Source organism: Bacillus sp. ms-22, assembly GCF_009759805.1.
In the GTDB taxonomy this organism is placed as follows: Bacteria; Bacillota; Bacilli; order Bacillales; family Bacillaceae; genus Bacillus; species Bacillus xiamenensis.
In genome coordinates, this window is sequence record NZ_CP046653.1 from 1,052,411 (window position 1) to 1,067,387 (window position 14,977).

At 41.5% G+C, this 14,977-nt stretch carries 14 protein-coding genes and 3 pseudogenes; 15 read left to right on the top strand and 2 right to left on the bottom strand.

Annotated features, from left to right (window positions below):
• Nucleotides 1-120: 120 nt before the first annotated feature.
• The 3 genes from GPA07_RS05400 to GPA07_RS05410 all read left to right on the top strand — a co-directional run bounded on the left by GPA07_RS05400 (nt 121) and on the right by GPA07_RS05410 (nt 2,436).
• On the top strand, nt 121-1,476 hold the full coding sequence (locus GPA07_RS05400; protein WP_157292148.1) for a glucose-6-phosphate isomerase: 1,356 nt from the start codon (nt 121-123) through the stop codon (nt 1,474-1,476).
• Between the two features lie 310 nt (nt 1,477-1,786).
• Nucleotides 1,787-2,005 carry a spore germination protein gene (locus tag GPA07_RS05405; protein WP_008358966.1) on the top strand — a complete coding sequence of 73 codons (219 nt, stop codon included), beginning with the start codon at nt 1,787-1,789 and terminating at the stop codon, nt 2,003-2,005.
• A 29-nt stretch (nt 2,006-2,034) separates the two neighbouring features.
• Nucleotides 2,035-2,436, top strand: coding sequence for a YugN-like family protein (locus GPA07_RS05410; RefSeq protein ID WP_008358964.1), 402 nt, complete (start codon nt 2,035-2,037; stop codon nt 2,434-2,436).
• On the opposite strand, the gene GPA07_RS05415 is transcribed toward GPA07_RS05410, so the two are convergent.
• Complete coding sequence (locus GPA07_RS05415) at nt 2,433-3,419, bottom strand: potassium channel family protein (protein WP_157292149.1); 987 nt, start codon at nt 3,417-3,419, stop codon at nt 2,433-2,435. The two genes, GPA07_RS05410 and GPA07_RS05415, sit on opposite strands and share 4 nt — an antisense overlap.
• Nucleotides 3,420-3,547: 128 nt before the next feature.
• Here GPA07_RS05415 and GPA07_RS05420 point away from each other — a divergent pair, with 128 nt between their 5' ends.
• From GPA07_RS05420 to GPA07_RS05445, 6 genes are all read left to right on the top strand, one after another.
• Nucleotides 3,548-3,772 (top strand): YuzI family membrane protein, encoded by a 225-nt coding sequence (locus tag GPA07_RS05420; protein ID WP_008358960.1) that lies wholly within the window; start codon nt 3,548-3,550, stop codon nt 3,770-3,772.
• Between the two features lie 81 nt (nt 3,773-3,853).
• Entirely contained in the window at nt 3,854-4,528 is a 675-nt protein-coding gene (locus GPA07_RS05425; protein WP_117733154.1) for a zinc metallopeptidase, read from the top strand.
• A 48-nt stretch (nt 4,529-4,576) separates the two neighbouring features.
• Entirely contained in the window at nt 4,577-5,869 is a 1,293-nt protein-coding gene (locus GPA07_RS05430) for a hemolysin family protein (protein WP_008358955.1), read from the top strand.
• A gap of 133 nt (nt 5,870-6,002) precedes the next feature.
• Nucleotides 6,003-6,404 (top strand): secondary thiamine-phosphate synthase enzyme YjbQ, encoded by a 402-nt coding sequence (locus tag GPA07_RS05435; protein ID WP_034739193.1) that lies wholly within the window; start codon nt 6,003-6,005, stop codon nt 6,402-6,404.
• A gap of 12 nt (nt 6,405-6,416) precedes the next feature.
• Nucleotides 6,417-7,448 carry a nitronate monooxygenase gene (locus GPA07_RS05440; RefSeq protein ID WP_157292150.1) on the top strand — a complete coding sequence of 344 codons (1,032 nt, stop codon included), beginning with the start codon at nt 6,417-6,419 and terminating at the stop codon, nt 7,446-7,448.
• A gap of 23 nt (nt 7,449-7,471) precedes the next feature.
• A complete protein-coding gene (locus GPA07_RS05445; protein ID WP_157292151.1) occupies nt 7,472-7,720 on the top strand; it encodes a hypothetical protein in 249 nt (82 codons plus the stop codon).
• A gap of 21 nt (nt 7,721-7,741) precedes the next feature.
• Here the strand turns inward: GPA07_RS05445 and GPA07_RS05450 are convergent, their stop codons facing one another.
• Complete coding sequence (locus GPA07_RS05450) at nt 7,742-8,482, bottom strand: protein-glutamine gamma-glutamyltransferase (RefSeq protein WP_008358947.1); 741 nt, start codon at nt 8,480-8,482, stop codon at nt 7,742-7,744.
• 339 nt (nt 8,483-8,821) lie between these two features.
• Between GPA07_RS05450 and GPA07_RS19100 the strand changes: the two are divergent.
• The 6 genes and pseudogenes from GPA07_RS19100 to GPA07_RS19125 all read left to right on the top strand — a co-directional run.
• Nucleotides 8,822-9,640, top strand: a pseudogene (locus tag GPA07_RS19100) (cache domain-containing protein); the annotation flags it as partial.
• A 162-nt stretch (nt 9,641-9,802) separates the two neighbouring features.
• Nucleotides 9,803-10,630, top strand: coding sequence for a methyl-accepting chemotaxis protein (locus GPA07_RS19105; protein WP_406566800.1), 828 nt, complete (start codon nt 9,803-9,805; stop codon nt 10,628-10,630).
• Nucleotides 10,631-10,911: 281 nt separating this feature from the next.
• A pseudogene (locus GPA07_RS19110) lies at nt 10,912-11,754 on the top strand (HAMP domain-containing protein); the annotation flags it as partial.
• Nucleotides 11,755-11,796: 42 nt separating this feature from the next.
• Nucleotides 11,797-12,747 (top strand): methyl-accepting chemotaxis protein, encoded by a 951-nt coding sequence (locus GPA07_RS19115; RefSeq protein WP_406566801.1) that lies wholly within the window; start codon nt 11,797-11,799, stop codon nt 12,745-12,747.
• 391 nt (nt 12,748-13,138) lie between these two features.
• A pseudogene (locus GPA07_RS19120) lies at nt 13,139-13,915 on the top strand (cache domain-containing protein); the annotation flags it as partial.
• 207 nt (nt 13,916-14,122) lie between these two features.
• Nucleotides 14,123-14,902 carry a methyl-accepting chemotaxis protein gene (locus tag GPA07_RS19125; RefSeq protein WP_442859330.1) on the top strand — a complete coding sequence of 260 codons (780 nt, stop codon included), beginning with the start codon at nt 14,123-14,125 and terminating at the stop codon, nt 14,900-14,902.
• Nucleotides 14,903-14,977: the final 75 nt, after the last annotated feature.

The following is a 14,977-nucleotide window of genomic DNA, read 5'->3' on the forward strand; positions in this document are numbered from 1 at the left end:
TAGCCGCTTTTCTTCATGAGGAGCGGCTTTATGCTGCATCAATGACGATCACTTGATTTCAATAGCTAGTTCCGCTAAAGTGAAAGGGACAGAACTAACGTAATGGAGGGCTTATAAGCGATGACACATATTCAATTTGACTACTCGAAAGCGTTACCTTTCTTTCAAGAACATGAGCTTACATATTTAAAAGATTTTGTGAAGGTGGCCCATCATCATATTCATGAGCAAACGGGTACTGGCAGTGATTATTTAGGCTGGGTTGATTTACCGAAGCAATATGATCGTGAAGAATTTGCCCGTATTAAAAAAAGTGCAGAGAAGATTAAGTCTGATTCTGATGTATTACTCGTTGTAGGAATCGGCGGGTCTTATCTTGGCGCACGTGCGGCCATTGAGTTTTTAAACCATTCTTTCTATAATGCGCTGCCAAAGGCCAAACGCAAGACACCGCAAATCATTTTTATTGGAAACAATATCAGTTCCTCTTATTTAACCGATGTCATGGATTTGCTGGAGGATGCCGATTTCTCCATTAACGTGATTTCAAAATCTGGAACAACAACAGAGCCAGCCATTGCGTTCCGCATCTTTAAAAAGCTTCTTATCGAAAAATATGGTGCTGAAGAAGCGAAAAAACGTATCTATGCGACAACTGACAAGGCGCGCGGAGCTCTTAAAACTTTAGCAACAGAAGAAGGCTATGAATCATTTATCATCCCTGATGATGTCGGTGGACGCTATTCCGTTTTAACAGCAGTCGGTCTATTGCCAATCGCTGTGAGCGGTGCAGACATTGATCAAATGATGGAAGGTGCTGCGAAAGCAAGCGAAGACTTCGCTTCATCTGAGCTCACAGAAAATGCGGCTTATCAATATGCAGTTGTCCGTCATGTTCTTTACAATAAAGGCCGGACAATTGAAATGCTGATTAACTATGAGCCAGGATTACAATACTTTGCAGAATGGTGGAAGCAATTATTCGGCGAAAGTGAAGGAAAAGATGAAAAAGGAATCTATCCTTCATCTGCCAACTTCTCAACTGATCTTCATTCACTTGGTCAGTATGTGCAAGAGGGAAGAAGAGACTTGTTTGAAACAATTGTGAATGTAGACAAGCCTCGTCATGAGCTGGTCATTGAAGCAGAAGAACAAGACCTTGATGGCTTAAACTATTTAGCAGGAAAAACAGTCGATTTCGTCAATAAAAAAGCATTTGAAGGGACAATGCTTGCCCATACTGATGGGAAAGTACCGAACCTGATTGTCACCATTCCTGAGATGGATGCTTATACATTCGGATATCTCGTGTACTTCTTCGAGAAAGCATGTGCGATGTCTGGTTACTTACTAGGCGTCAACCCATTCGATCAGCCAGGAGTAGAAGCGTATAAAGTGAATATGTTTGCTTTATTAGGAAAACCGGGCTTCGAAGAGAAAAAGGCAGAACTTGAAAGCCGTCTCAAACAATCTTAAGAACGAAAAAGCACACTTGTTAAAAGGTGTGCCGAGCGTGTAGACAAACCCTCGCATTCGGTGTCAGTCCTGCGTGCCGGTGCTCACGAATGTTAAATTCGCTCCGGTACTCGTCCTTCATAGACTGCAAAGGTTTTCAGATCACGCTGAAAAGAAGACAAAGGGCTAAAATAAAAATCATTTTAGCCCTTTGTCCACAATCTGAGCACACCTGTTAAAAGGTGTGCCTTTTTTTGTTTTCTCATGGATTCAGTGCAAGCCTTCCGATGTTTTGAACATAGAATAATCAATGGAGGAGGTTGAAGAAGCGATGAGAACAAATCATATTTATATTCATGATATTTCTGGGCAGGCCATTGTTAACTTTGGCAATGTCGGGCGAATCTGTCCAATGAGTGCTGTGAAGGACACATCAGGAGCGGGCAGTGCGAATGAGACAAATGCATCATCCAGCCAGAGCTTGTTGGATGCCGCTTTTACAAACAATGTACAAATCACGAGGGGCAGATGTATGAATTCCTCTCTTTAACGAACCCTATACAAAAAGGAGGGTTCTGTATGATTCATGTACCATCCAGGCTGACTGGTGAAAGCTTCACACTATACCATCTAGAAGAAACCATGAAGCCGCTCGGATACGTCATCAATGGCAATTGGGATTATGATCACGGCTATTTCGATTATAAAATTGACAACCGTGACGGCTACACCTTTCTGAGAGTCCCATTTACAGCCGAGAAAGGGCAGCTGGATCAGCCCGGCGTTGTCGTAAAAATGGGACATCCATTTCTCTTAAAGCATGTGTATCAAGACAAATTAGATGACCATGCAATGGTTGGAAATGTGGGGGCATCATTTAACCAATTCCAAGAGCCAAAAGAGAAAGATGGAGATGTGTCAAAGGCTTATACCGACATTGGCTTTTCACTCGTTAAGGAATTAGAAGACGCGCTGCTTTAAAGGCTGATTAGCTCATCCTCTGGGTGAAGCTCATATCCAAAGGGAGGATTCATCATGGGTCCTTCTTTTTTTTGTACACCTATAATGATCACATGATGCTCTAGAAAGTGATGGAGCGCTGTTAAGAATGTCTCTCCAGCTAATGAAGCCGGTACCGGAATGATGGTGATGTGTTTATGCAGTGTCATATGTCGTTTTTTCTTTAACGCCAGGAGCTGTTCTTTTAAAAGAAAATGTTCCACCATTAAATGATTGACGGCATCAGACGTGTGGATGACTTGATTGGCTCCAGCCCGCTCAGCATTTTTCACATAACGATCTGTTAAGATTTCAATTAAACAATATAACGAAGGATTTAACCCTTTTGCTGCGAGCAAGGTTAAGACGCTTTGCATATCGGCTGTCACTTCATTTTCATGCTGGTCTGCGGTAATCATTAGTGTATCTGCGCCGGTAATATTGGCTTTGCGCAGAGTCACATCTTCGGTACCATGTCCTTTAATAAAATGAACATTTTCTAAAAGAGGCCCTTCCTTTAAGGAGTCATCAATCAGCACAATCGGTATGGCGGGATCAATCGTTTGAAACGATTGAAGCAGTTTGTTTGTTTTCTCATTCCACCCGACGATGATCAGATGTCCTTTCCCTTTGAACGCAACCTTCCCCTCTACATAATGATGCTGTTTGCTAAACACAGCGGCGGCAAGCGTGGCAAAGTAAGCAGTGACAAAGCTTGCTCCGATAAAAATGAGCGCCATGCCTGCTACTTGCCCGGGCGTGGTTTGCGGCACAAAATCACCGTATCCAACAGTAGAAACTGTAATGAGTGCCCACCAAATCCCATCAAAGATCGTATGATACTGCTTTGGTTCAAGTAACACGATTAATTGTCCAAAAAAGAGAAGTATGAAACAAATAATGATGGCAATGCGAAGATAAAGAGGCCATCTTAGCCAAGCGATAAAGATACGGTTTGATTTCATCGGACTCGTCCTTTCAGGGAGACTGCTCATGTTCAGTATGCCCGATTGAGGAAACAAATTTTCATCTTCGTCATGTATTGAAACAGAAACCATATCTTAAAATAAGAGAGAAGAAGGAGGGAATGCGAATGTCGTTTGTTCAAAAGACCATACTTCTTTTTATCGGCGCACATTTTTTATCATCAGCTGTGATCTTGCTTGTATTTGACTTAAATGCGGTCAATCATTTTATGAATGATTTCTCATGGCTGCGCTTCTTTCAAGACCTATATGGAACGGTGACATTTTATACAGCATGCTTAGGAATGTTCTTTTTTTTCATTGGCGCAGTCATCCCCCTTAAAAAGACCTAGTGCTTTTTGCTGTACACGTTACATAAAAGTCATTAAAATTGTAAATAAATATATAAAATAAAAAGGAAGCTGATGAGCATGCTGTTTTTTTATTTTTTAACATTTGCCGCATTGGGATTGTCATTTTGGGCACAATTTAAAGTGAAGAATAATTTTGAAAAGTATTCAAAGGTTGAAGCAGCCAGTATGAAAACAGGTGCTGAAACTGCTCGATATATTTTAGATCGCAACGGGTTATATGACGTACCTGTTGAACCGGTAAGAGGAACTTTGACTGATCATTACGACCCGACGCAGCGTGTGGTTCGTTTATCTGAACCTGTGTATTATGGCCATTCGATTTCGGCCATTTCAGTTGCATCACACGAGGTTGGACATGCCTTGCAGCATCAGGAATCTTATGGTGCGCTTGTCTTGAGACATAAGATCTTCCCTGTCGTGAACTTTGCATCTGGTGTTGCCCCGCTCCTTTTCCTTGGTGGAATTTTGCTCGGCAGCCTTAACTTAATCGGGCTTGGGATCATTTTGTTCTCAGCTGCTGTGTTCTTTCAGCTAGTGACATTGCCTGTCGAGTTTAACGCAAGTTCTCGTGCAAAAGATATTATTGTTTCAGAAGGAATCATTAGAAGCAGTGAAGAAAGAGGCGTGAACAAGGTATTAAATGCTGCAGCTCTTACGTACGTAGCGGCGGCCCTTGTCTCCCTGTTTGAATTGCTTCGGTTTGTAATGATCTTCCTAAATGGCCGTAATGATTAATTGACGCCAGAGGAGGTGAGCCCTTACCAGTGTTAGGTAAGGGTTTTTTTGTATATTTTAAACGTATTTTTAGTCCTATTACTCATTGCTGCGACGGCATTTTTTGTTGTCACTGAATTTGCGATTGTGAAAATTAGAGGCTCTAAAATCAATCAGTTGATTGAAAGCGGTGATAAGCGAGCCATTCATGTTCAAAAGCTGACATCAAACCTTGATGAATATTTATCTGCCTGTCAGCTTGGCATCACCATCACGGCATTAGGCTTAGGGTGGTTAGGAGAGCCGACGGTAGAGCATTTCCTGCATCCGCTGTTTGAAAATTTAGGGCTTCATTCCGCGTTGATAGATATCATATCGTTTATCATCGCATTTGTGATCATTACGTTTTTACATGTCGTCGTTGGAGAACTAGCGCCCAAAACGATTGCCATTCAAAAAGCAGAGGCTGTCAGCCTTGTGACGGCAAAACCCCTTATTTTTTTCTATAAAGTCATGTACCCGTTTATTAAAGCATTAAATGGGGCTGCGCGAGGCATTGTGAAATTATTTGGTTTTCATTCTGTCAAAGAACATGAAGTGGCGATCAGTGAGGAAGAATTGCGTCTGATCCTGTCTGAAAGCTACGAAAAGGGCGAGATTAACCAATCTGAATACAAATATGTGAATAAAATATTTGAATTTGATAACCGAGTGGCGAGAGAGATCATGATTCCGCGCACCGAAATCTCAGCCATTGATATTGAGCAGACGCTAGAAGATGTGACGCATTATATGCTAAACGAAAGGTACACACGCTATCCTGTGATTAAAGAAGACAAAGATCATGTCATTGGTGTGATCAATAGCAAAGATGTGTTTAAAGCAAGCTTCCTCCATCAAGAGGTGTCCATTGAAGATTTAATGCGTCCTGTCATTCGTGTGATTGAAAGTACACCCATTCAGGAATTGCTTATTTTGATGCAGAAGGAACGGATTCATATGTCAGTGCTTGTGGATGAATACGGCGGAACAGCCGGGCTCGTCACAGTAGAAGACATATTAGAGGAAATTGTCGGAGAAATTCGGGATGAGTATGACCAAGATGAGACGCCGCATATTGTGAAAAAGGGCGACTTTCACTATGTGATGGACGGGAAAGCCCTGATTGATGAAGTCAATGATTTATTGGATTTAGCGATTGAGAATGATGATGTCGATACGATTGCAGGCTGGATGATGACGCATAAAATCGATTTTGACATTGGAGATATCATTGAAGCAGAAGGCTGTGAATTTAAAATCATAGATGCAGAAGATCATCATATTCGAACCATCGAAGTAAAAAAGGTTCACTTTTCCTAAAAACCTCGGAGCTATTGACGAGGTTTTTTTGCTTGGTAAACTTTAGGTGTGAGGATATTTGTGCCGATTGGTCGTGATTTGTTTCACAGCAAAAGGGTATGGTCTTATAGAAACGACAAAAAGGAGCAGTCATATGAAAAAAATCAATCTACAAACAGACAGACGAGATGACATGATAGACGTGACCCATGAAGTCCATCAGTATGTGAGGGAAACAGGTATTCAAAACGGAACCGTCATTGTCTATTGTCCACATACGACAGCAGGCATCACCATTAATGAAAATGCGGACCCAGATGTCAAACGAGATATGCTGCGCCGGCTTGACGAAGTCTTTCCATGGGAACATCCAAAGGACCGTCATATGGAAGGAAATACAGCAGCACACATGAAGGCTAGTTATATGGGCGCATCTCAGCATGTTCTTGTTCATAACGGTGATCTTGTGCTTGGAACGTGGCAGGGAATCTATTTCTGTGAGTTTGACGGACCGAGATATCGCCACTTTTATGTTCAGGTGTCATCAAACGAGTAGGAGAGGGGAAAAATGGGGGAATTCACAGCTTTACTTCAAATCAAACATGGGATCATCCAAGCGCCAATGGCAGGAGGAGCCGTGACGCCGCAGCTTGCCGCAGCTGTTTCACAATATGGAGGTCTTGGCAGCTTAGCAAGTGGTTATGTACAGCCTGAACATATGCGGCAGCAAATCAGGCAGGTCAAACAGCTTACATCTCGCCCATTTCAAGTCAATGTGTTTGTACCTGAGCCAATTTCAGACATAAAAGCAGAAGATGTGTCATTTTGGGAGAAACGGCTGCCTCTATTACCAGAAGCACATAAGATGCCAAGCGAGGAGGAATTATGGGATGATTTTGAACAAAAAATCAACATTCTTCAAGAAGAAAACGTCCCTATTCTTTCATTTACATTTGCCTGTCCGAATGAACAAACCATTCATCACTTAAAACAAAAAGGGATCTTTTTAATTGGAACGGCGACAACAAAAGCAGAAGCGCTTCTTTTAGAGGAAAAGGGAATGGATGCCATTGTCCTTCAGGGAAGTGAAGCAGGAGGGCATCGAGGCACCTTTTTACCTTCAAAGGGCGATGCTTTGCAGGGACTCTTTAGTCTGATCTGTGAGGTTAGACCAGTATGTCATGTCCCATTGATCGCCGCTGGTGGTATCACAGATCGAGCCAGTATGAAAGCATCACTAGCGCTTGGAGCGGATGCAGTGCAAATAGGCACACGGTTTTTAGCCAGTCAAGAAAGCGCTGCGGCAGAGGTGTACAAAAAAGCCATTTTACAGGCCGAGGGCAGTGAAACAGCGATTACAAGGCTTTTTTCTGGCAAAAGGGCAAGAGGCATTGTGAATCAGTGGATGGAGACAGAAAGGCTGAATGAGGAGAGGGTGCTTCCCTATCCAGTACAGCATGTATGGACAACACCAATGCGAAAAGCGGCAGCCGCTGCAGGAAGCGCTGATCAAATGGCTCTTTGGGCCGGACAGGGCACTGGCCGCATTCACTCGATTTTAACTGTTGAAGACATCATGCGTGACCTGACCCAAACATAAATTCATGAGGGGGGTGTGATAGGGTGGAAATCTTAAACCATTCATACCGAAAAAAAGGACAAATCGAATGTCTATTTGATGATTTTCCGCACTCTCCAGCCGTCCTTACCCCCATTCGCCATTACTATTTCGTTCGTTACGTGAAATGGAGCCAGCACGATCCTCCGGTCACAAGAAACGATTTAGAGGAAATGGAAATCCTTGTGAACACAATGCTTGGCACGCTTCCAGACTATCGCAAACGTAAAGCATATAAAGGCCCCTGGTCATAACCTATAGACAAGAGGCCTTTTTTAGCTGCCAAACATTTGCCTGAGATAAATGACATCCATCCTGGTGGTCTGCGGCAATAAATAAGCGGACTGAACAGCACCTGGCCGCCTTCTGCTATTTAATTTGTCGATAATTTCGGCTGCTGTTAAAATCCCAAGTCCATGTCCGTAATATTGATCTTCTCCTAAGTAAATGACGTTTTCACCGCGCCACTGGGACTGCTGATAACTAAACTCCGGATTCTCGAAATATAAACAGTCCCCATAAATAAAGTCATTTCCACGCTCTGTATAAATCGACAATGTATCATAGTGCCAGTCATACAGTGTTAAACTCCGAAGCCTTCGATTGAATTTCTCGTCTCCTACTGTTTGCAGCACCCCCATATAAAACACAATGACAATCGCCGTTGCACATTCAAAGGCATACTTTGAGCCGTTTTCAAAAATGTCTTTAATCCCTGTAGATGGTTCGACTTGATAGCGCAGTTCTAATGCGCCTGCCTCTGATACCCGCCAAAATGCGTCATTTGCACGAGACCTTTGAAAGATCGCAAATGAGGCACCGCTTTTATTCAGATCTCTAGCTGCATTCATAATGTTCGATCTTAAAGTCACCTCAAATAACAAATCAGATGCTTGCCTATAGCGGAACGTATCATTTGAGGATTGTAACTGCATCAAGATGATCCGTTTTTGACCCTCTAGCTGAAACGATGCCAGCTGCTCATTTGTCACTGGCTGTCCTGAAAGGATAATCATATGAAAAGCGCCCCCTTTTGTATTAGCGTATGCGGGATGCTTGGGCAAGGAATCAATTTGTGAAAATAAACAAAAAAGCATCCTTTTTATTTGAAAAACATGAAAATAATATAAAGATGTCCGATATAAAATGTAACGCTTAAAAGGAGGAAAATCATGAAAAGTGCAATAAAATGGTTGAAAAAACCATCGATTTCAAAGAGATTGATTATCTCATTCACACTTGTTCTCGTCCTGCCGATCATTATACTCAGTACGATTTCATATCAAATTGCCAAGCAAAAATTAGATGATGAAATCATGTATGGCGCAAAGGCAAGAGTCAATGAGTTGAATGACATGATCGAGCAAAAGCTTTTGAACAAAGAAAATGCAGTAAAACTGTTTACCGAAGCATCCACTGCTGCCGATTTCAAAAAGAATAACCAGCATGAACTTTCTGAGCATTTTGAGATATATAGCAAAATCAATGAAGATGATGTGGTTGGATTTTATGCAGCAAGTAAAAAAGGCGACTTCATTCAGTTTCCTAAAGTAGATATGCCAAAAGGCTATGACCCAACGACACGCGACTGGTATAAAGCTGCGATGAAGGACGAAAACGGTGAGCCTGTTATCACCAATCCATACGTCTCTGCCACAACCGAAGGCATGGTCGTGACAATCGCTCAACGTCTGAAGGACGGGTCAGGTGTAATTGGGATTGATATTGATGTGCAGGATATTGTCGATAAAATCAAAGACATTAAAATTGGACGAGAAGGCTATCCCATTATTGCAAATAAAAACAAACAAATTGTGGCCCATCCAGAAATAAAATCAGGCTCTAAGGTCACAGGTAATATTTCATCTATCCTTTACGGCGGCAAAGAAGGAACAGCAACTTATGAGAATAAAGGAGAACAGAAGCGTCTCGTTTTTGTGACGAATGATTTAACAGGCTGGAAAATCGCTGGAACGATGTTTGTATCGGAAGCAGAAGAAGCAGCACAGCCAGTTTGGAATTCTGCCATTATTCTTTTAATTTCTTCATTTATTCTTGGCGGCATCGCAATCTTCTTCATCGTTCGGTCGATTACCATTGGACTGAGAAAGCTTGTTCATTTCTCAAATAAAGTGAGTGAAGGGGATTTAACAGAAACCCTTGAAACCAAATCGAAGGATGAAATAGGGGATTTGACAAGAAGCTTTAGCAAAATGAGTGAATCCCTTCGTGAAGTCATTCAAGCTGTCCAGCAATCTGTCGACAATGTGGCTTCGGCTTCAGAGGAGCTGACTGCAAGTGCCAGCCAGACGAGTCAAGCAACAGAACATATCACGATGTCGATTGAACAATTCTCAAATGGAAATGAAGCACAAAACGAGAAAGTCGAATCTAGTACGAATCAGCTTGTGCAAATGAATGAAGGATTACAAGGGATGTCACATACTTCATCTGAAGTTGCTGCTGTCTCGGTTCAATCGACAGAGGCTGCTGGACAAGGCGGACGTATCGTTGAAAGCACAGCCAATCAAATGAAACATATTGATACATCTGTGCAAGAAGCAGAACAAGTCATGAAAGAATTAGAATACAAGTCTAAAGATATTACGAGTATTTTAAATGTCATTAACGGAATCGCAGATCAAACGAATTTACTTGCACTAAATGCAGCCATTGAAGCAGCAAGAGCAGGTGAATCAGGACGAGGCTTCTCTGTCGTAGCGGAGGAAGTCAGAAAACTAGCCGTCCAATCCGCAGATTCAGCGAAAGAAATTGAAAAGCTGATCCAAGAAATTGTGTTAGAAATTGCTAAATCTCAAGATATGTTCAAAGCTGTCAATCGAGAAGTAAATGCAGGACTCGGCATGACAGAAGAAGCAAAAGAAAGCTTCCAGAACATTTATGAGGCGGCAGAAGGTATGTCGAAAAAGCTGACTCAATTAAATGATACAGCGATTGATTTATCAAGCGGTTCAAAGCTTGTCTCACAAGCCATGCAGGAGATGCGTCAAGTTTCAAGAGAAAGTGCAGCAAACATTCAAGACATTGCGGCATCTGCTGAACAGCAGCTGGCATCAATGGAAGAAATTACGTCATCTTCTGTGACACTTGCCAATATGGCAGAGGAACTAAAAGAGCTGACAAGTCAATTTAAAATCAATTAAAAAACGATGAAAAAATATCCAGAATTGTCTGGGTATTTTTTTTATTTTTAATTGTCATTTCCAGTCTCTAAAAATAAACCTTTTATCCGATAATAACTTTAGAGAATTAAAGGGGGAAAGAGAAAACGGGGAAAATGATCCAATGGTTTCAAAAACCATCCATTTCTAAAAAGTTAATTATTGCGTTTTTGGTCGTCCTCATACTGCCAACTGCTGCACTGACAATTAGTGCGTTTTTCACATCAAAGACAGAGCTGGACAATCAGATTATGGGAAGTGCCATGAGCCAGGTCAATGCATTTGATACCTTAATCAATGAGAATATTGGAAACAAAGCAGAGGCTGTGACACTGTTTGCAGATACTCTCAAGGCTTCTGATCTTCAAGAAAAAAATAGAAAAGCTACCATTAAAGAATTGCAGCAATATGGAAAAATTAATAACAAAGACGTATCTGCTTTCTATGCAGGTTCTGAAAAGGGCTTGTTCATGCAATACCCAGTCCAAAAAATGCCTGATGGCTATGACCCAAGAAAGCGTCCATGGTATCAAGAGGCAATGAGTGCTGAAAATGGTAAACAAATCATCACTAAGCCTTACGTAGCAGCATCCACAGGCAAAATGGTCATCACCATTGCCCAAAAAATGAAAGATGGCTCAGGTGTCATTGGTCTTGATATGGAAATTGACAGCCTGCTTCAAAAATTAAAAGAAATCAAAATTGGACAAAAAGGCTATGCCTTCATGATGGAGAAGGATAAAACGGTCCTAGCAGATCCAACCCAAAAGCCAGGAAGTCAAGTCAATGAAAATCTGGCGAACATCATATTTAAAAACAAAGAAGGAAGCGGCAGTTACACACTCAAAGGAACAGATAAAAAGGTTGCGTATGTGACCAATGAATTAACCGGATGGAAAATCGGCGGAACAATGCTCGTATCAGAAGTAGAAGATGCAGCAAAGCCTGTTTTTAATACAGCCATTATCGTGTTCAGTGTGACACTGATTGTAGCAGGAATCCTCATCTTCTTTATCGTCCGCTCTATTTCAAAAAGATTATCCAATCTTGCCAGCTTCTCCAAAAAGGTCAGCAATGGTGATTTGCGTGATAAACTTCAGATTCAATCAGATGATGAAATTGGACAAGTTGGTAAAGGCTTTAATGCGATGATTGACTCATTAAGATCCCTCATTGGTGCTGTTCAAACTTCTGTCGAAAATGTCGCTTCGTCATCAGAAGAACTGACCGCCAGCGCAGGACAAACAAGTAAAGCAACTGAGCATATTACATTAGCCATTGAACAATTCTCCAGTGGGAATGAAAGCCAGAATGATAAAGTGGAATCAAGCTCAGACGAATTAGAGGAAATGAACCGAGGTCTTCAGCATATGAATGAAGCGGCTGAATCCATTACCGCTTCATCAATCAAATCAACAGAGATTGCAGGGGAAGGCGGCCAGCTGGTTGAAAAAACAGCTTCCCAAATGAACGTGATTGATCAATCAGTGAAAAAAGCAGAGCATGTCATCAGTGCACTCGAAAGTAAATCAAAAGACATTACCCAAATTCTCGGTGTCATCAATGGCATTGCCGATCAAACGAATTTACTGGCGCTAAATGCAGCGATTGAAGCAGCGAGAGCTGGAGAATCCGGTCGAGGCTTCTCCGTTGTAGCAGAAGAAGTAAGAAAACTTGCTGTTCAATCGTCCAATTCAGCGAAAGAAATTGAGCATTTAATTAATGAAATCGTTCAAGATATTGATGTATCACAGGAAGTATTCACAGCAGTGAATCAAGAAGTTCAATCAGGCTTAAGCTTCACTGAACAAACGAAAGTGAGCTTCCACAACATTTTCGACATGACCAAAGAAATTTCAGATAAGCTCCAAACAATGAACGAAACGGTTGTCAAGCTGTCAAAAGGCTCTGCTCATGTTTCAGAAGCTGTCCGTGAGATTGCAGACGTATCACGTGAAAGCTCCGCAAATATTCAAGACATTGCTGCTTCAGCTGAAGAACAACTGGCATCAATGGAAGAAATCAGCTCATCTTCTGCCACACTCTCATCTATGGCAGAAGAATTACGCGATTTGATCAGCAAATTTAAAGTGGAATAGACAAAATGAGAAGAACCTCCAGCCCAGCCAGGAGGTTCTTTTGAATGAGTAAATCAAAAGAAATGGGTAAAATTACTCAAATCGCTTATCGCTTGAACATTAGACCTTGAAAAATAATTCATATTACCTAAGAATAGAAGGGAAAGACCACAAATCATAAATCAAAAGGAGTAGAATGATGAAAAAAATCAACTTTTTTAAGCACTTTACGATGTCAAAGAAATTAGTGACTGCATTCTTAGCGATTCTTCTAGTGCCAATTCTTGTATTGGCCGCATTTTCTTATGAAGTGGCTTCCAAGTCTCTCAATAATGAGATTATGTCTAGTGCTGCAAACGGGGTTAATCAATTAAACGAACTGATTAATAAAGATATACAGCCGAAGGTTGATATGGTTTCATACTTATCCAAATCGATAAATAAGAAGGAAGTGACATCTAAGAACAAAGATTTACTCAAGGTGAAATTAGAGCAATTATCAGAAATAGATGACGATGTAGTGGAAGTATTTGTTGCAGATCAAAATGGTAAACTAACTGAATATTCCGAGATTCACAAAGGGAGTGGAAAGAACGCAAAAAACGAAACATGGTTTCAACAATCCATGAAAGATGAAAATCTCATCATTTCAGATCCTTTTACGGAAAAATCATCTGATGACCTGCTCATCACAATATCAGAACAATTAGCGGACGGCTCTGGTGTGATTGGGATCAATATGCGAGTGAACACTGTCGTGAAAGATACAAACAGCATCAAAATTGGCCAAGAAGGTTATGCGTTTGTGGCTACGTCAGACAAACGTTATATTGCTCATAGAACGGCCAAGGCTGGGACGAAATTGACAGGTGACGCCAGCAAAAAGATGTATCTTAATAAAAAGGGCAATTTTGAATATGAATATGAGGGACAGCCGAAGCAAATGTTTTATGACACAAATGAAGTGACAGGCTGGAAGATCGCCGGGACGATGTATGTCAACGAAGTGAAGGAAGCAGCACAGCCAGTGCTTGATTTAACAATGATGATCCTTGCAGCTTCAATTATATTAGGTGGAATCGCCATTTATTTTATTATTAAATCCATTCGAAAACCACTGATAGAGCTCTCTGAATCGGCTGAGAAAATTAGTCAGGGAGATCTTACCCAGCATATTGAGGTGCGTACTCACGATGAAATCGGCAAGCTTGCACAGAGCTTCAACGATATGTCAGCAAAACTGAAACAAGTCATTCAAGCCGTCCAGAATTCGATTGAGAATGTAGCTGCCTCATCTGAAGAATTAACGGCAAGCGCGGGACAGACAGCCCAAGCGACCGAGCATATTACATCATCTATTGAACAGTTCTCAAACAGCACTGAACATCAAAATGATATGATCGAAAAAAGCTCTGTCCAGCTGAACGAAATGGATCGTAGCTTATCGCATATGGTCGACACGACCTCTCATATGATGGAATCGTCTATCGAATCTAGTAACACCGCTCAGGCTGGAGGAGAACTCGTTCAAAAAACAGCAGGCCAAATGAAAACCATTGAGCAGGCAGTGAAAGAAGCAGAGCTGGTCATTGCAGGACTAGAGCAGAAATCAAAGGACATCACAAACATTCTTGGCGTCATCAACGGCATCGCAGACCAGACGAATCTTCTCGCCTTAAATGCCGCGATCGAAGCAGCACGTGCAGGTGAGGCGGGAAGAGGCTTCTCTGTTGTCGCAGAAGAGGTTCGCAAGCTGGCAGAGCAATCAGGCAGCTCTTCAAAAGAAATTGAAAGCTTGACGAACGAAATAGTAGAGGAAATTGAAAAATCACAGAATATGTTTAAACAAGTAGCAGGTGAAGTGCAATCTGGATTAAACATTACAGATGAAACGAAAGTAAGTTTTGAGAAAATCACCCATAAAACATCAGAAATGACAGAACAAATGAAACAAATGAACGGATCAGCCAAAGAACTTGCACATGGCTCGAACGATATTTCACAAGCCGTCAATCAAATCAAAGAGCTTTCAAGAGAAAGCGCCGCAGGTTTCCAAGATATTGCGGCATCAGCAGAGGAACAGCTGGCAAGCATGGAAGAAATCAGCTCATCTTCCGCCACTTTGTCTCAGATGGCAGAAGAACTGAGAGAACTCATTAAACAATTTAAAATATAGGAACTATAGTGAAACACCTGACGCCAAAACGTCAGGTGTTTTTTTCCGTTCATTGCATATAATTTGGGTATTTTG